This is a genomic window from Weissella sp. ESL1177, assembly GCF_058107185.1.
The window spans coordinates 639199-656079 of sequence record NZ_CM176591.1 but is presented as its reverse complement, the minus strand read 5'-3'; the positions used below and the strand labels follow the sequence as shown (position 1 = coordinate 656079).

18 protein-coding genes and 1 riboswitch are annotated in these 16881 nt (G+C 35.1%); of the genes, 14 read left to right on the top strand and 4 right to left on the bottom strand.

Annotated elements, in window-relative coordinates; translation table 11 throughout:
* The first annotated feature begins 16 nt into the window (after nt 1-16).
* Together AC3B5D_RS03125 and uvrB are read left to right on the top strand one after the other, a co-directional pair.
* Nucleotides 17-652 carry a YfbR-like 5'-deoxynucleotidase gene (locus AC3B5D_RS03125; RefSeq protein ID WP_489839553.1) on the top strand — a complete coding sequence of 212 codons (636 nt, stop codon included), beginning with the start codon at nt 17-19 and terminating at the stop codon, nt 650-652.
* A gap of 118 nt (nt 653-770) precedes the next feature.
* A complete protein-coding gene (uvrB, locus tag AC3B5D_RS03120; RefSeq protein WP_489839554.1) occupies nt 771-2789 on the top strand; it encodes an excinuclease ABC subunit UvrB in 2019 nt (672 codons plus the stop codon).
* A gap of 45 nt (nt 2790-2834) precedes the next feature.
* Here the strand turns inward: uvrB and AC3B5D_RS03115 are convergent, their stop codons facing one another.
* From AC3B5D_RS03115 to AC3B5D_RS03105, 3 genes are all read right to left on the bottom strand, one after another.
* Entirely contained in the window at nt 2835-4301 is a 1467-nt protein-coding gene (locus AC3B5D_RS03115) for a peptide MFS transporter (protein WP_489839555.1), read from the bottom strand.
* A gap of 292 nt (nt 4302-4593) precedes the next feature.
* Nucleotides 4594-4851 carry a hypothetical protein gene (locus AC3B5D_RS03110; RefSeq protein ID WP_489839556.1) on the bottom strand — a complete coding sequence of 86 codons (258 nt, stop codon included), beginning with the start codon at nt 4849-4851 and terminating at the stop codon, nt 4594-4596.
* 2 nt (nt 4852-4853) lie between these two features.
* Nucleotides 4854-5279: an HIT family protein gene (locus AC3B5D_RS03105; protein ID WP_489839557.1), complete on the bottom strand. Its 426-nt coding sequence runs from the start codon at nt 5277-5279 to the stop codon at nt 4854-4856.
* Nucleotides 5280-5400: 121 nt separating this feature from the next.
* Between AC3B5D_RS03105 and AC3B5D_RS03100 the strand changes: the two genes are divergently transcribed.
* Genes AC3B5D_RS03100 through trmB form a run of 3 tightly spaced genes read left to right on the top strand, consistent with a single transcriptional unit; the run spans nt 5401 to nt 7861 of the window.
* A complete protein-coding gene (locus tag AC3B5D_RS03100) occupies nt 5401-6099 on the top strand; it encodes an ABC transporter ATP-binding protein (protein ID WP_489839558.1) in 699 nt (232 codons plus the stop codon).
* Between the two features lie 6 nt (nt 6100-6105).
* Entirely contained in the window at nt 6106-7215 is a 1110-nt protein-coding gene (locus tag AC3B5D_RS03095) for an ABC transporter permease (RefSeq protein WP_489839559.1), read from the top strand.
* Entirely contained in the window at nt 7199-7861 is a 663-nt protein-coding gene (gene trmB, locus AC3B5D_RS03090; RefSeq protein WP_489839560.1) for a tRNA (guanosine(46)-N7)-methyltransferase TrmB, read from the top strand. Before AC3B5D_RS03095 ends, trmB begins: the two co-directional genes overlap by 17 nt.
* 87 nt (nt 7862-7948) lie before the next feature.
* On the opposite strand, the gene AC3B5D_RS03085 is transcribed toward trmB, so the two are convergent.
* Nucleotides 7949-8374, bottom strand: coding sequence for a DUF2507 domain-containing protein (locus AC3B5D_RS03085; RefSeq protein WP_489839561.1), 426 nt, complete (start codon nt 8372-8374; stop codon nt 7949-7951).
* 107 nt (nt 8375-8481) lie between these two features.
* Between AC3B5D_RS03085 and AC3B5D_RS03080 the strand changes: the two genes are divergently transcribed.
* From AC3B5D_RS03080 to AC3B5D_RS03040, 9 genes are all read left to right on the top strand, one after another.
* Nucleotides 8482-9387, top strand: a complete 906-nt coding sequence (locus tag AC3B5D_RS03080) for an ADP-ribosylglycohydrolase family protein (RefSeq protein WP_489839562.1) — start codon at nt 8482-8484, stop codon at nt 9385-9387.
* 74 nt (nt 9388-9461) lie between these two features.
* On the top strand, nt 9462-10412 hold the full coding sequence (locus AC3B5D_RS03075) for an AEC family transporter (protein ID WP_489839563.1): 951 nt from the start codon (nt 9462-9464) through the stop codon (nt 10410-10412).
* A gap of 116 nt (nt 10413-10528) precedes the next feature.
* Nucleotides 10529-10678, top strand: a complete 150-nt coding sequence (locus AC3B5D_RS03070) for a hypothetical protein (protein WP_489839564.1) — start codon at nt 10529-10531, stop codon at nt 10676-10678.
* A 185-nt stretch (nt 10679-10863) separates the two neighbouring features.
* Complete coding sequence (locus AC3B5D_RS03065; protein WP_489839565.1) at nt 10864-12282, top strand: Sapep family Mn(2+)-dependent dipeptidase; 1419 nt, start codon at nt 10864-10866, stop codon at nt 12280-12282.
* Nucleotides 12283-12376: 94 nt separating this feature from the next.
* Nucleotides 12377-12474, top strand: a riboswitch (TPP riboswitch).
* A gap of 72 nt (nt 12475-12546) precedes the next feature.
* Nucleotides 12547-13365 carry a bifunctional hydroxymethylpyrimidine kinase/phosphomethylpyrimidine kinase gene (gene thiD / locus AC3B5D_RS03060; protein WP_489839566.1) on the top strand — a complete coding sequence of 273 codons (819 nt, stop codon included), beginning with the start codon at nt 12547-12549 and terminating at the stop codon, nt 13363-13365.
* The gene (locus AC3B5D_RS03055; RefSeq protein WP_489839567.1) at nt 13362-13982 is read left to right on the top strand and encodes a TenA family protein; all 621 of its coding nucleotides are present in this window, start codon (nt 13362-13364) and stop codon (nt 13980-13982) included. The genes thiD and AC3B5D_RS03055 overlap by 4 nt, the downstream gene beginning before the upstream one ends.
* 53 nt (nt 13983-14035) lie before the next feature.
* Complete coding sequence (locus AC3B5D_RS03050) at nt 14036-14335, top strand: MTH1187 family thiamine-binding protein (protein WP_489839568.1); 300 nt, start codon at nt 14036-14038, stop codon at nt 14333-14335.
* 242 nt (nt 14336-14577) lie between these two features.
* The gene (locus tag AC3B5D_RS03045; protein WP_489839569.1) at nt 14578-15852 is read left to right on the top strand and encodes an OFA family MFS transporter; all 1275 of its coding nucleotides are present in this window, start codon (nt 14578-14580) and stop codon (nt 15850-15852) included.
* Nucleotides 15853-16055: 203 nt separating this feature from the next.
* Nucleotides 16056-16868 (top strand): TraX family protein, encoded by an 813-nt coding sequence (locus AC3B5D_RS03040; RefSeq protein ID WP_489839570.1) that lies wholly within the window; start codon nt 16056-16058, stop codon nt 16866-16868.
* Nucleotides 16869-16881 lie beyond the last annotated feature (13 nt).

Here is a 16881-nt window from a genome sequence, read left to right as displayed (position 1 = left end):
GAGGAGGCTCAAACTAATGGGAATGCATCAATATTTATCGGGATTAAACGAGCTAGAAATGATTACACGAGCACCTGGTTATTTTAAATATCAGCCACATTCGGTAGCTGCACATTCTTGGAAAGTGACTGAAGCGGCCCAATTTCTTGGTGATATTGAGGAAGCACACGGCAATGAAGTTGATTGGCGTATGTTATATGAAAAAGCACTGAATCATGATTTAACTGAACGTTTTATTGGTGACATCAGAACACCTGTAAAGTATGCATCATCAACATTGAGACATATGTTAGCAGATGTTGAAGACACGCTCTCGGATAATTTTATTCGTACAGAGATTCCCGAAGAGTTACAAGAAATTTACAAACGTCGACTGCATGAGGGTAAGGATGATACATTAGAGGGGCGTATCTTATCAGTTGCAGATAAAGTCGACTTATTATATGAAGCTTTTGGTGAACTACAAAAAGGTAATCCAGAACCAGTATTTACTGAAATTTATAAAGAGAGTTTAGAAACAATTTTTGCATTCAGGGATATGCCTAGTGTTGCATACTTTATCAAGGAAGTATTACCAGAGTTATTAAACGAACACTTCCCTGGATCTGAAAAGCTACAGCGTATTTACATTGGTATTTTTAATGCCGATTAAAAATTCAATCTTGGCATAATAAATTAAGCTATTTTCAATTAGGATGAAAGGGGTTATTTAAATAAAATTCCCCTTAGTTATTCTTTTATTTTCGGCAAGAAAGTGAGTTATAACACACATGATTAATCGTCGCAATGATAATGACTACCAATTAGTATCAAAATATCAACCAACTGGTGATCAACCAGCAGCTATTGAAAAATTAGTTAATGGTTTGAAAAACGGTATCAAGGAACAAATCCTTTTAGGTGCAACTGGAACGGGGAAAACTTTTACAATTTCAAACGTTATTGCACAAGCAAAAAAGCCGGTTTTAGTGTTATCCCACAATAAAACGTTGGCTGGACAATTATATGGAGAATTTAAAGAATTTTTCCCAAATAATGCTGTTGAGTATTTCGTTTCTTATTATGATTATTACCAACCTGAAGCCTATGTACCGTCGTCAGATACTTATATTGAAAAAGATTCTTCAATTAACGATGAAATTGATAAATTACGTAATTCTGCGACCGCTTCTTTGCTAGCAAGAAATGATACCATCGTTGTTGCGTCGGTTTCTTCAATTTTTGGTTTAGGTAGCCCAGAACAGTATCATGATCATGTTATTAATGTTCGTGTTGGTGATATATTGGACAGAAATACGTTAATGCATCAACTAATTGATATTCAATTTCAACGTAATGATATTGATTTTCAGCGCGGCCGTTTCCGAGCTCGTGGAGATGTATTAGAAGTATTTCCAGCTTCATCTGATGCGAAGGCTATTAGAATTGAATTTTTTGGTGATGAAGTTGATCGTATTCGTGAAATTGATTCATTAACTGGTGAAGTTACTGCTGAATTAGATTTAGCAACTATTTTCCCTGCCACTCACTTTATGACTAATGATGCCATTCGTGAGCGGGCGCTCAAAACCATTCAAGCTGAACTTGATGATCAATTACAGAAATTTGAAAAAGAGGGGAAGCTACTAGAAGCACAACGTTTAAAGCAACGTACAGAATATGATATTGAAATGATTCGCGAAATGGGGTTCACAACTGGCATTGAAAATTATTCACGTCATATGGACGGACGTGCACCAGGCGAACCACCATTTACACTACTAGATTTCTTCCCAGATGATTTTTTGATTATTGTTGACGAATCACATGTTACCATGCCGCAAGTACGTGGCATGTATAAAGGTGATCGTGCTAGAAAAGAAACTTTAATCAATTACGGTTTCCGGTTACCTTCAGCATTAGATAATCGACCTTTACGTATTGAAGAGTTCGAAAAACATGTTAATCAAATCATCTATATGTCAGCAACACCGGGAGATTATGAAAATGAACGTGTTGCAAAAGAAGATGTTGCACAACAAATTATTCGACCGACAGGTTTGCTTGATCCAGAAATTGAAGTACGTCCAGTTATGGGGCAAATTGATGACTTAATCGGTGAAATTAATAAACGCGTCAATCGTGATGAACGTGTTTTTGTCACCACACTAACTAAAAAAATGGCAGAAGATTTAACAGACTATTTGGAAGATGTTGGGATTAAGGTGAAATATCTCCATTCTGATATAAAGACATTGGAACGTACTGAAATTATTCGAGATCTTCGATTAGGTAAGTTTGATGTTCTGGTTGGAATTAATCTCTTACGTGAAGGTATTGATGTGCCCGAGGTTTCATTAATCGCCATTCTTGATGCTGACAAAGAAGGATTTTTGCGCAACACACGTTCCTTAATTCAAACGATTGGTCGTGCCGCACGTAATGAAAATGGCCATGTTATTATGTATGCAGATGTTATCACAGCTTCAATGCAAGAAGCAATGGATGAAACAGCACGGCGTCGTCAAATTCAAATACAATATAATACAGATAACCATATTACACCGCATACCATTAAAAAGGATATTCGTGACCTTATTTCAATTAGTCATACTGCCGATAATGATCAGTCTACAAATCAGGGTAGTTTTACAGACGTTGCCTTTAAAGATATGGCTCGTGATGATCAAAATGCTATGATTAACAATTTGGAAGATCAAATGCGGTCAGCAGCAAAGCGTCTTGATTTCGAGGAGGCAGCTAATTTGCGGGATGCAGTCATGGAATTAAAATTGCAAATGGGTAAATAAATACAAAAAAAGACATATCAGCATGACTCTGACATGTCTTTTTATTTAATTTGTTTCACTTAAGCTATCATTTAAAATTTTAATTTTCTTTGTGGCTACCCATAACAAGAAACCAGCGATTATTGTCACAAAACCAATAATTAGGAAATACATGATTTCAGTATTCGGTGCATATAGCTTTACTAGTTGTGCGTTAGCAGCCTGTGCAGTTGCATCAGACAAATTCCAAACAGTTAACATCTGCGCTTGAAAGGCAACAGGTGCCATCTTTGCAGAAGCTGATAAACCAACTGGTGAAATAAGCATTTCTCCAATTTCAACTAACGCCCAAGAAGCAACTAACCAGAGTGGGTTAAAATGATTATGAACACCAAACAACATGCCAGGAAATGCCATCCAAACATATGACAAACCTGCAAACACAAGTCCCAAGGCGAATTTAACACCCGTTGCTGGTTGCTTATCTTTTAGTTTCTTTGACCATAGCCAGACAAAGAAAGGAGTGAACAACATGATAAACAATGGATTCAATGATTGAAACCAAGAAGCCGGTATCCCATGAAGTGCTGTTTGGTTTGATGCGAATAGTGCTAGGACCACCGATCCTTGCTCCTCAATCACCCAGAATAACATTGCTGCAATAAATAATGGTATGTACGCAACAACCTTACGTCGTTCAAACTTCGTTGTTTTATTTGAAGTCAACATCACAACAAAATAAAGAATTGGTACCAAAATAGCAATAAACGTTAATAAATTAATAATAGTATTAATATTTAGCGCATTTTTGGCATGCAAAATCATCAAGAAACCAACGATAACAATAATGCCAACAATTAATTTCCAAGCCAATGATTTCATTTCTTCTGGTTGTAATGGGGAAGGTGCAGATTTTGAAATATTTTGCAAATGCTTACGCCCATCAATCACATATTGTACGAGACCAATAAACATACCAATCGCTGCTAATGAAAAGGCAACATGGAAATTTACGTTAACCTGGAACCAACCAACTAAGATCGGTGATACAAAAGACCCTAAATTGATACCAAAAACATAAATAGAAAAGCCTGCATCACGACGTTCATCATCTTTATCGTAAAGATTACCAACCATTGTCGCAACATTTGGCTTTAATAATCCAGTACCAAGAGTAATTAATAATATCGAGCTGAATAACCCAGTCGATCCTAAAGGCATAGATAGTGCAATATGTCCAAACATAATTAGCACACCACCGTAGAATACGGTACGCCAAGATCCTAGGATACGATCTGCCAAATAACCACCAATAATACCAGATAGGTAGACCATCGAACCATAGATTGACATAATGGCAGCACCGGTAACTGCATTGAAACCTAAGCCACCCTTATCAGCTGCATAAATCATATAAAACAATAGTATGGCTCGCATACCGTAATATGAAAAGCGCTCCCACATTTCAGTAAAGAACAAAGTCATTAAACCTCGTGGTTGACCAAAAAATGAGGCACTATCTTTCTGATTCATCAAAAGACCTCACTTCACATTTAAAACTGTGCATATTTATTCGTAAAAACGAACGTTTGTAATTTTACTCTCATTTAAATTAAAAATCAAATGGATAATGATTGATAAATACATCATTCTTAATATAAGAAGATAAAGTAATATTCTACAATCTTTTGGACATACTTAAAAAACCGCGAATCTACCAAATTAAAATGGTTAGATTCACGGCCTTAGTGTCATATAATCTGCTGCAATCAAAATCAGTAAAAATATGTAAATTTTTATTCATTTTGTGACAGAATTAACTTGACTACTTATCCTTCTTTTTAGAAAATGCTGCTAAAGTCTCTGTTATTCGTGTTTGTGCTTCATCTATGCGTTCAAGATGTGGCTTATTTTTAAAGTTTAACTTACTAATCTGTTTCTGCAAATCATCCATTAATTTGTTAATTTCTTTTAATGAATTCTGAATATTAGTGACGGCAATTTTAATATGATTGATTGCGTCTTTTTCATATTGAATTGCATTTTTAAAATTTAGGATGCGCATCTTGATTTTTTTTAGCATAATTAATCCTTTTCAAATTGTGCGGCAATTTTTTGTGCACGTTCCTTATAGATTTCATCAGTCATTTTATCACTATTATCTAGTACGGGAATTTCATATCCATCATCAGCATAACGGGGTAACAAGTGGAAGTGTGAGTGAAAGACTGACTGACCAGCTGCTTCACCATTATTATTAATGATATTTAAGCCGATAATACGATTATCACTTGCCTTAATTGCGCGTGCAATCTTAGGCAAGACGCTCAATACACGTGCTGCTAATTCATCACTATATTCATAAATGTCTGCAACGTGTTGCTTAGGCACAACCAACGTGTGACCAGGTGTTGCTTGTGTTAAATCCAAAAAAGCTAACACATCATCATCTTCATATACTTTATATGAAGGAATCTCACCAGCAATAATCTTATCAAATACATCTGACATCTTTATTTCCTCCTCTGACTTTAATTTCATTATACAGTTAATTATAGTTTCTGTCTGGTATAAATATTGGGCTATTTTTTGTTAAAATAGAATAAACACTTAGAAATACAGGTGAAACATTATGAGTTTAGAAATACAACATCTTTCCGGTGGCTATGGTCAACTAACCGTATTAAATGACGTGTCATTTAGCGTACCTACTGGTAGTCTGACTGCTTTAGTTGGTTTAAATGGATCTGGAAAATCAACAACAATAAACCACATCATTGGTTTATTAATGCCTAAGCAGGGAACCATTACACTAAATAATTTAACACTACTAGCGCAACCTGTTGCTTATAAAGCACAGATCGCTTATATTCCAGAACAACCCATTGTTTATGAAGAACTTACTCTAAAAGAACACTTAACAACAACAATTGCTGCTTATCATCTTGATGAAAAAGCTGCTTGGCAGCAAGCAGAAAAACTTTTAAAAATGTTTCGATTGGATGATAAGTTATCATGGTTCCCAACACACTTTTCAAAAGGTATGCGTCAAAAAGTCATGATTGTGATGGCATTTATAACTGACGCAAAATTGTTTATCATTGACGAACCATTCTTAGGATTGGATGTTATAGCTGTAAATGATTTATTGTCATTAATTGACCAACGCAAAAAAAATGGCACGAGTTTTCTACTAACGACCCATGTATTACAAACGATTGCTGGACATGCAGATCAATTTGTTTATCTTAAGGAAGGACAAGTTGCTGCGACTGGACCAGCAGCAGATTTTGCAAAACTAGTGCCAGAATTAGCAGGTAACGAAGGATAAAAAATCATGCAATTAAATCATTTATTCAAAGAACGACTAGCTAAGCGCTGGCAACGCTATCTAAAATATCTGCGATACGTGTTCAATGATCATGCTGTTTTAGCTTTATTTATTTTAGCAGGAGCAGCAGCCTTGGCATATCGTTCTATTTGGCAAACAGCACCAGTTAATTGGGGAACAAAATCATTATTAGTCATGATTGTTTTACTAACATTTTTCTTGTTCAAAAATCCAACAAACTTCTTAAAATCAGCTGATCCAACGACTTTATTAGGTGATGAATCTGTACTAAGAAAATTAATCAAACAAGCAACCATCTACAGCATATGTGTCAATGGCTTGATAGAATGTTTGTTAGTCATGTTGCTCTGGCCAATGATGTTAAGGTTATGGACAAAATCACTACTATTAATCATGATATATACGATTGTATTGGTGATTTTAAAAATGATGCTAACAGACCGCATTGCCAGAAAGCAGCAACAATTTGCAAACCAACAGGCATCAAAATTAGTCAATTGGCGACAATTAATGCTGGCAGAAGACAATCATCAATTTATTGTCCTATCCTTCTTCAATCTTTTTGTTGATGTTCCTGGTATTGCACCCCGTGTTAAACGCCAAGCTTGGGCAGATACGATGATTAATCATTGGCCAGATAAACAACAAAATGGCATGACAAAATTATTTGTGACTGCATTTATTAGACAAACACAATATTTAAAACTTTGGTTACGGTTAACAATTATTGGCGGTTTTGCAGCTTGGTTAACTTCAGGATGGTTACAAACCATCTTGTTATTAATTTTATTCTATTTATTGGTCTTACAACTGTTACCACTTAATGATGTCCATCAACACATTGTTTTTAACTTTTTATATCCAATAACCGCTTTAGAGCGCGTACGAGCTTTTCAGCAAGCCGTATTGCCTTGGTTGATTATGACTGAACTCTTTTGGATACTAGTTTCATTTATTGCTCATCCAAGTATTAACTTATTATTGCAAAATATAATATGTCTTGTCGTAGTTGGGGGCTTTTTGGTATTCTGGTATACGAAACAAAAAATTAACAAAAACACACAAAGGAGAAAGACTCGTGCGTTTAAGAAATAAAAAATGGGCACAACCTTGGCTAGAAAAGCATACTGATCTTGTCATTAATCAAGAACGTGCTGTCTCATTAAAGGGACATTGGCAAGAAATTTTTGACAAGCAACAACCATTACAAATTGAAATTGGCACTGGCAAAGGGCAATTCATTATTGGCATGGCGAAAAAATATCCCGATATTAATTTTATTGGAATGGAAATACAAGAAGCTGCAGTTGCAGTTGCAGGTAGAAAAGCAGCAGAAGATGATGCATCATTACCAAACTTAAAATTTATTTATGGTGACGGTGCAGGTGTAGACACGTACTTTGATAAGGGGGAAATTAGTAAGTTATTTCTAAATTTCTCAGATCCATGGCCCAAAAATCGTCATGAATCTCGTCGTTTAACTTATCAATCATTTTTAAAGAGTTATCAAGAGGTGCTACCAGAAGGTGGGAAAATAGAATTTAAAACAGATAATCGTGGTTTATTTGAATATTCATTATGCTCTTTTGCTAATTTTGGCATTCATTTTGAACCAACGGGTATTTCATTAAATTTACACGAAGATGCTGAAAAAATGATTGATAACGTCGAAACTGAGTATGAGCAAAAATTTGCTTCACAAGGATATCCAATCTACAAATTTACAGGTTCATTTAATTAATAATCCAATACATCGTAAAAAGAGCATGCCATAACTACTAGTCAATTCAGCCTAATATTTATGACACGCTCTTTTTTTAATGATGATCTAACTTGGTAGGTTAACTGGTTCTTCCGTCATGACTGTAAATGTGACCGTTGTTTTATCACTTGTCCACTGTGCTTCTGCACCACATTGTGCCAGTTGTTGCACTTGTTGTGCCAAAAAGCCAGCTTCTAACGAGAAACTTGCATCAACATTATCAGTCAATCTTTTTTCAATAACAGGACCATTTAATAGCCACGTTTGTTCTGCAGATTTTTGTGTCATCTGTGTTAGATAACCAAAACCGGCTGACATAAAAAAGTTTTGAATTTCATTAATACCTTTTAACTCATATTGCGTTGCTAATGATTTACCAGCCCAATAAGTAATCTCAGATAGATCATTTTGTAATAATTCTGGTAATAAATGATCTCTTAGTAATTCTAATGAAAAAATATCAAATTCCTCGTCTTGTATTGATTCCATCATGATTTACTCCTTTAAATGTTCACAAATAATTATAATGTATTCAAGTGTAATTTGCCAACAGTTTACATGAGTGTTACAATTAGATTCTTGAAAGGATGGAGTTTTACATGGTTTTACCGTATAGTCCACTAAATAACAGTACACTAGGTTTGGTTACTGGTGATTTAATAGCACGGCGGCAAGTCGATGGTCAACAGACATCATGGAGTGGGGACTCCGCCTTAACATTAGCAACAATTAGTAGTTTGTCATATGGTTATAATCTAACTGACATGATGTCACGTTATCTGAGTTGGTATCAGTATGGTACCTATACTAGTCATTCTGAAAAGCCTACCACTGTTGGTGACACAACTACTTTTGCATTAAATAAATATGAACGTACTAATGACCCATTTAATTCTGGTGGTCGCGAAATTTCTGATAATGGTAATGGGGCATTAATGCATATTACACCTGTCGTTTTATATTTGAGAGCAAAATATGGTGAAGATTTTGTGGCACATGATCCTGCCATGCTAGTACTACACCAAATTACAGGATTAACTCATAATCATCCCCAATCATTAATTGCAAGTGGTATCTACGCAATGTTAGTGAACAATCTTTTGCAAAACATTCCGCTAGTTGAAGCAGTTGATCAAGCGGTCAGCAGTTCTTACGAATACTATGCCCAACATCAAATATTCGCACAATATTTATCAGCTTTCCAAGGACTAAATAAACCTGATTTAAAAAGTGAGTCGATTGATTCACTACATACTTCAGGATATGTTGTTGACACACTGGAAGCGACAATATGGGTCATATTGAATAGTGAAAGTTTTAATGAAGCAATTTCGCTAGCAAAAACATTACCTGGTGAATCTAACCGGATAATGTCTCTAGTAGGTGCAGTCGCAGGCATTTTATATCATCAAGAGATATTTGATCATGATCACTTAAATGAAGAAGAACTTGAATTAGTAATGGATACATTAAAGGTAGCTAATCAGAGTCATAATTTTAATTAATATCATTGATGAAGATGGCGATATGTCATCTTTTTTATTTAATTTTTTTATAGAAAGAAGGAATAACGGGTTACATGGATGACTTAGCTCACAGTATTACTGGTGTTTTAATGATTTTAGGCTTAGTTGCCATTGGATTTGTTTTAATAAAAGGAAATGTTTTTGACGATTCTGATGGTCGGATTAGTAAATTTTTATCTGGCTTTATCACAAAAGTAGCGATGCCAGCTTATTTAATCGTTCATATTCCGCAAGATTTTACACCCAAAACACTTTTATCAATGGGAACAAATTTATTATTTCCAATCGCAAGTATGATGCTTTTATTGGCGCTTTCTTTTATTATTGCGCGATTAATTCACGTTGATCCAAAGCATAAAGGCCTTTTTCAATCATTGTTATTTAATTCCAACACAATCACCGTTGGTTTACCAGTAAACATGGCATTATTTGGTACAAAAAGTTTACCGTATATTCTCATTTACTATATGGCTAATACCACAGTTTTTTGGACAATTGGTGTTTATATGATTTCTATTGATGGTAATCATAATAATAAACATTTTAATTTACGACAAACACTATCTGGTATCTTAAACCCACCAATGATTGCCTTAATTGTGGCATTACTATTTGTCTTTTTAAATATTAAATTACCTGCATTTTTAGTAACCGATTTAACAGAATTGGGTGACACCAACGTGCCATTAGCTTTAGTATTTATTGGTTTTGCCATTGCTAAAACGCCTAAAAAAGATTTACTACCAAATAAAGAAACCATCACTCTATCGCTTAGTCGATTTGTCTTAGCACCATTAACAATGGCACTTATCTTGATGCCTTTTGATTTGCCACTATTGTTAAAACAAGTATTTATTATTCAGGCCGCTATGCCTGCTATGACGAACGCTGCAGTTATGGCATTACAATTTAAAGCTGATTATAAATTTGCATCCATTAGTATTACACAAACGACATTGTTAATGTTAGTCGTTATTCCAATTTTAATGGTAATTATTAGTTAACGATTAATAAAAATCCGACTTGCATTCTAATCATTATTTGTATTATGGTGAAGGTAGATGAATGAAATATTTATTCATCAAAACAAGAATACAGAAAAGATTAAGGAGGCAATATAATGATTTTATTTGGCACAAAGGCATGGGCAAAGCAGACATTGAAGGCTGCCGGAATTAATCAGATTCCTGTTGCAAAACGACCAACTCGTCTTGCAAATGCAACAACAACTGCTCTTTACCAAGCTATTTTCAGTCATAATCTCGTTTAAAATTTATTAAAAATATAAGATACGAAGATGAATGTATCTCAAAAAAAGTTGGACTACTGTTATTATTCAGTAAGTTCAACTTTTTTGGTTATTTATACTAAATAAAATAAAAATATTGCATATTATTTCATTTATTGTTAATATAATGGCAACATGATGAAGATTTATTTGGAGGATTGCAATAAATGAACGAAATAGATACGACAATATACCAAGATGCATGGTTAAATGATTTAATTGGCTTATTAAAAATTCCCTCAGTGCGTGACGATACAAACGCTACGATGACTGCACCTTATGGACCGGGTCCAAAAGCAGCTCTTGATTTTATGATGTCGTTAGCACAACGTGATGGCTTTGAAAAAATTGGTACAGTTGGCAATCGTGCTGGCTATATTTATATCGGTCCGGAAAATGACAAGCAACCAATTGGCGTCATTGTACACGTAGATGTTGTCCCCGTTAATGATATTGATCAATGGGAAACAGAACCGTTTGTACCAACCATTAAAGCAGATCATCATATCTATGCACGTGGTGCTGACGATATGAAATCTGCTGTTATGCTAACTTACTATGCAATTAAAGCAATACAAGATGCACATTTACCTTTAAAGCATCAAATTCGTTTTATTATCGGGACTGATGAAGAAAGCGAATGGGCTGATATGCATCAATATTTTGCTGAAGAAGGGCAATTACAATATGGTTTCTCACCTGATGGCTCTGCTCATCTTTCTTATGGTGAGAAAGGTATTAGTCAACTAGATCTATATTTTGATGCAACTAACGATGCAGATGCACCGCTAAAATTATTATCATTTCACAGCGGCTCAGCAACAAATGTTCTACCAGGGTCTGCAACAGCGATACTAACAGGTCTATCAACGGCTGAAGTTAAGCCATCATTTCAAAAATACTGCGATAGCCACAAAGTTTCTGGTTCACTAACTGAACATGATAATAACATCACATTAAAGTTACAAGGGATTGCAACACACGCCGCACGACCAGAAACTGGAAAAAATGCTGCGACATACTTAGCTAATTTTCTAAAAGACTACCCATTTAGTGGACAAGCTGCAAAATTTTTAGCATTTATTGGTGAAAAGTTACATCAAGATCCTTATGGTGAACATTCGGGTTATGGTAAAACCGAGCCAAAACTTGGTAAAACAAGTCAAAATATTGGCATAACTGACTTTGTTCCTGGTGAGACAGGTCATATTAATCTAAACTTCCGCTATTCATTAGCTTTTGACGAGCAGCAAACGATTGATCAAATTATCCAAGACGAACCATGGTTAACTAATATTGTTCGTGATCCGGCTGGACTTGTGCCACACTACGTCGATCCAGAGGATAAGTTAGTGACATTATTGGCCAATGCTTATCAATCAGTAACTGGACAATTGCCTGAAACCGGTGTTAACGGCGGAGCATCATTTGGACGTTTAATGTCTAATGGTGTTGGCTTTGGTGTTTTACCAACTAATGAACCATCAACGGCTCATGCTGCAAATGAATCTTTTGATTTAGACCTATATGAGAATGGACTGAATATGTTAATCACCGAAATTTTAGCACTAGCCAATAACTTATAAAACAAACTATTTTGCCATTAGCCATCTAAAGCTTAAAGCATAATGAAAGCGTTGACTTGTCCTATGTTAAGTGCAATAATCATGTTGTAATTAAATAATTTACTAGGGGGGCTTTATGCTGAGATGTTTTTAAAACAGACCCTTTGAACCTGTTTAGTTAAGACTAACGAAGGAAAGTAATGGTAAACTTGCATTTTCAAGCACAAATAACCAGGATTTCCTGATTATTTGTGCTTTTTAGTTACCACATATTTGGGAGGAATCATGATAGAAGTACCACAGGTCATTACAATTGCGACAACAGATGCCAGTGGAGGGGCAGGCATTAATGCTGATTTAAAAACATTCCATAATCAACAAGTTTATGCTGCAACAATTGTTGTTGGTTTAACTGCGCAAAATACGTATGGCGTTCAAGGGCAGTATACAATTCCAACAACGTTTATTTTAGAAGAATTTAAAAGCATTGCGGATGACTTAGATATTAAAGCCGCTAAAACGGGCGCTTTACTAGATGCTAATCGTGTCCATGCAGTTGCTCAAGGTTGGCAAAAAAACAATTTTGGTAAATTAGTTGTTGATCCAGTTATGGTTGCAAAAGGGGGCGCACATTTATTGAGTGATGAAGCCATTAACACTTTAAAAGCTGAATTAATACCCCTTGCATTCCTAATTACGCCTAACTTACCGGAAGCAGAAGTCCTAGTCAAAAAAACTTTAGTCACTGATAATGATGTCATAGAAGCGGCAATTAAATTACAAAAAATGGGTGCACAAAATGTCTTGATTAAGGGCGGTCATCGCCCAAATTCACAAAATGAATATGCCGATTATATACTATATGCTGATGGTACGTCAGAATGGTTAACAATGCCAGGAATTAAAACAAATCGAACTCATGGAACAGGAGACACACTGTCTGCCTTTATTACTGCCAACTTAGCTAAAGGGTACGCATTAAAGGATATTATGCCAAAAGCAAAGCAATTTACTTATGAAGCCATTCGCCAGACAATCAATGTTGGTCATGGACATGGTCCCTTAAATCATTGGGTAGATGTTCAAATGGAGGAAAAGAAATGATTTTTCATAATTATTTATTGGAACAATCAGATGATATCCGAAAAAATATTTATCAAACATCATTTGTACAGGGAATCGCTTCAGATAATTTGCCACAAACTCAAAGGGATTATTATGTTGCCCAAGATACCTATTACACAAATTATTTTGGAAAATTATTTGATTTAGCAACCAAAAAACTAACCGTATCACAACAGGCGGCTCAACCACAGTCATCGGATGAAGAATTAGCTCATGAAGCTTTGTTAGCTAGTCCAGCAAGTTTGGATATTCTACCTGATGTACATAACTTAGCATATCTCGATCATATGGAACAAGCCATTAAACGTGGTGATGCAACAAATGCAATGTTGGCGCTATTACCTTGTACAGAGTCTTATCATTTGATTGGTCAACAATTCATCAACACGACAAAAAATAATACGTATTTACCTTGGTTATCTTATTATACTAGTCCTGACTATACTGCATTCACGCACTGGAGTTGGCAAGTTGTTGACCAACAAGTTCCAAATTGGCAGACGTTATCAACAAAACAACAACAAACCTATTTAGAGACGTATTTAACATCTTATCAATATGAATTATCTTTTTGGGAACAGGCAGCGAAACATTAATCATTATTGAATGATATACTATAGGTGTCTATAAATAAGAGGAGGACAAATAAATGAACACATTAATTTCAGTTGCAATTGCACCATTTGGTGTAGGAGATGAGTTAAGTAGTTACGTTAACGACATTATTGGGGTCATTGAAGAATCTGGTCTAACATACAAAACAACAGCCATGGGAACCGAAATTGAGGGGGAGTGGTCTGACGTTATGGGAACAGTGCAAAAAGCAATTCAAACGCTAACAGATCAAGGAATCCGTGCCTATGTTTCATTGAATGCAGATATTCGTCCTGGACACACAAACACGATTGAAACAAAGTTACAGAAGTTAAGTCATAAACTAGAAGGTTAATTAATTTAAACTTGAAAGTCACTAATCTGAAATAGTTAGATTAGTGACTTTTTTGAAATATTATCAAAAATTCAAATCGCGTTAATGCACTTTTTGTATTGTATATGGAATTATAAATCAATGTGAAATCATTTTTTAAAATTGTTTTTATAGACAAATCCCACAAATAGGACTATATTTATTTTTGCAAGCGTTTTCAAACCCGTTTGCAATTATTTTTAGGTTTTTTAGGAGATTTTATTATGGAAACTGCAATGTCATCCTCAAAGAGTCAGCCAAAAGTTGTTAATCGTTGGCTGGTCATCTTTGGTACTGCTCTTGTGCAATTAGGTGTGGGAACTTTTTACGCATGGAGTATTTTTAATACACCCATTTTGAAGATGTTTCATCAATTAGTCATTGATCCAGCCACTGGTAAAACAGCATCTGTACAGCCTCATTTGGGATCTATTTCATTGATTTTTTCAATTGGCGCTTTAGCCTTATCATTATCAACAATCTTTGTTGGTAGTTTAGTTAAAAAGTTTGGTGTGCGTAAAGTGACGATAACTGCTGGCATTTTATTTGGTGTTTCGGTCTTTATTGCTTCACGTGTTCATTCATCTAACCAATTATGGTTATATTATATTTCAGCAGGTGTTATGCTTGGGGCAGCTGATGGTATCGCTTATATGGCAACTCTTTCAAATGCGATTAAGTGGTTTCCTGAAAAAACTGGGTTAATTTCCGGTATTTCTGTTGCTTTTTATGGTTTAGGTTCATTTGTTTTTAAATATATTGATTCCGCTATTTTAGGTAATAATATTGTTCATAATCTCCCATATGCTTTAATGGGTTGGGGATTTTTATCAATGATCCTTATTGTCGGCGGTGCGATGTTTATCCATGATGCCCCTGAAGTAAAAGAAGCTACTACTGTGGATGATGGTATGCATCATGAATTTACAACAAGTGAAATGTTACGTAAGCCTCAAGCTTACTTGTTATTTATTGCATTATTAACGATTTCATTGTCAGTCTATCTAACTGGGATTGCATCCAACTTAGGAACTAATTTAGCTGGATTGGACATTGCCCAAGCAACGAACGTCGTTGCTTTAGTTGCTATTGCTAATACAGTGGGTCGTTTCTTAATTGGCTCATTATCTGATAAATTTGGACGTAAACCTATGTTTATCTTATCTTACACGGTAACCTTTATTGCCGTTGCAATATTAGCATTTAGTTCTCATCTAAGTGTACCTGTATTCTATACCGCAATGATGGCGGTAGGCTTCTTCTTCGGTGGTACGATTACAGTATACCCAACAATGGTGGGCGACTACTTTGGTCTAAAGAATCATAGCCAGAATTATTCATTGATTTATCAAGGATTTGGGTTTGGAAGTTTAGCAGGAGCCATTATCTTGTCACTAGCTGGTGGTAATCTATCGGTTGTCTTCAATATTTATATGGTAATGTTGATTGTCTCATTACTTATTTGGATTTTCATTAAGAAACCAGTTTATCACAAATAAAATATTATTATCGGCAGGTTAGTTCAAACGAACTAACCTTTTTTATATTGTCAGAAACCAGTTGTGACTAATAATTTTATACACGTAAAATTTTCAGTTATCATTTTGGCTAAAAAATAGTAGCTTTTTTTATATTATTTTGTGTATAATATCATTTGTAGAAAAATGATTTTACGATAAATGAAACAGGAGACGTTAATTGGATGACTACTCAAATTCAAAAAAATAAATTTTTACAATTAACCACTTTTGATATTAAGGTAATTGGTTTAGTATTAATGGTTATTGACCATTTTCATCAAACTTTTGCCCCACTAGGCGCACCTAATTGGTTAGACTGGTTTGGGCGTCCTGTGGCCACACTGTTCTTTTTTACGGCTGTTGTTGGTTTCGCACATACCCACAGTAAAAAGAGCTATATGCTACGTTTATACATCAGTATGGTCGTCATGGCACTTTTAATGAACTTGACCCAACAAATTGTTGGCTTTGAACAAGTGCAGTTAATTAATAACATTTTCCGTGATCTGTTTATTGGAACCATCTTTATGGCTGGTATTGATCAATTTGAGAAAGTGCGTGAAGGGCAGGCAGGTAAGCATATTACTTTAGGTGTTCTGTTATTTCTATTACCTTTCTTGTTATCAATCATCGTCATGCCAGTGCTATCTTCGGGAGGAGCAATTGGCTCTGGGCAGAAAATATTTATGCAGATCCTATTAGCAATCGACCCAGCAATTTTACTTGCCGAAAACAATATTATGGTTTTACTAATACCAGTATTATATATTTTCCGTAATATACGTTGGGCACAAATTTTAAGTATTGCTGTTGTTGCATGTATCTACGGTATTTTTGGTTCAACACAATGGATGATGATTTTTGCCATTATTCCAATTGCTTTGTACAGTGGTGCTAAAGGACGGAGTATGAAGTATTTCTTCTACATCTTCTACCCAGCCCATATCATTATTTTGTACTTACTTGCTGATTGGATGTATATGCCAATGAAGTAATAGAAAAAAGGAC

Excerpts from the sequence above, each read along its gene's own strand:
- AC3B5D_RS03125 (WP_489839553.1), top strand. The coding sequence starts at position 17 with ATGGGAATGCATCAATATTTATCGGGATTAAACGAGCTAGAAATGATT.
- uvrB (WP_489839554.1), top strand. The coding sequence starts at position 771 with ATGATTAATCGTCGCAATGATAATGACTACCAATTAGTATCAAAATAT.
- AC3B5D_RS03115 (WP_489839555.1), bottom strand. The coding sequence starts at position 4,301 with ATGAATCAGAAAGATAGTGCCTCATTTTTTGGTCAACCACGAGGTTTA.
- AC3B5D_RS03110 (WP_489839556.1), bottom strand. The coding sequence starts at position 4,851 with ATGCTAAAAAAAATCAAGATGCGCATCCTAAATTTTAAAAATGCAATT.
- AC3B5D_RS03105 (WP_489839557.1), bottom strand. The coding sequence starts at position 5,279 with ATGTCAGATGTATTTGATAAGATTATTGCTGGTGAGATTCCTTCATAT.
- AC3B5D_RS03100 (WP_489839558.1), top strand. The coding sequence starts at position 5,401 with ATGAGTTTAGAAATACAACATCTTTCCGGTGGCTATGGTCAACTAACC.
- AC3B5D_RS03095 (WP_489839559.1), top strand. The coding sequence starts at position 6,106 with ATGCAATTAAATCATTTATTCAAAGAACGACTAGCTAAGCGCTGGCAA.
- AC3B5D_RS03085 (WP_489839561.1), bottom strand. The coding sequence starts at position 8,374 with ATGATGGAATCAATACAAGACGAGGAATTTGATATTTTTTCATTAGAA.
- AC3B5D_RS03080 (WP_489839562.1), top strand. The coding sequence starts at position 8,482 with ATGGTTTTACCGTATAGTCCACTAAATAACAGTACACTAGGTTTGGTT.
- AC3B5D_RS03075 (WP_489839563.1), top strand. The coding sequence starts at position 9,462 with ATGGATGACTTAGCTCACAGTATTACTGGTGTTTTAATGATTTTAGGC.
- AC3B5D_RS03070 (WP_489839564.1), top strand. The coding sequence starts at position 10,529 with ATGATTTTATTTGGCACAAAGGCATGGGCAAAGCAGACATTGAAGGCT.
- AC3B5D_RS03065 (WP_489839565.1), top strand. The coding sequence starts at position 10,864 with ATGAACGAAATAGATACGACAATATACCAAGATGCATGGTTAAATGAT.
- thiD (WP_489839566.1), top strand. The coding sequence starts at position 12,547 with ATGATAGAAGTACCACAGGTCATTACAATTGCGACAACAGATGCCAGT.
- AC3B5D_RS03055 (WP_489839567.1), top strand. The coding sequence starts at position 13,362 with ATGATTTTTCATAATTATTTATTGGAACAATCAGATGATATCCGAAAA.
- AC3B5D_RS03050 (WP_489839568.1), top strand. The coding sequence starts at position 14,036 with ATGAACACATTAATTTCAGTTGCAATTGCACCATTTGGTGTAGGAGAT.
- AC3B5D_RS03045 (WP_489839569.1), top strand. The coding sequence starts at position 14,578 with ATGGAAACTGCAATGTCATCCTCAAAGAGTCAGCCAAAAGTTGTTAAT.
- AC3B5D_RS03040 (WP_489839570.1), top strand. The coding sequence starts at position 16,056 with ATGACTACTCAAATTCAAAAAAATAAATTTTTACAATTAACCACTTTT.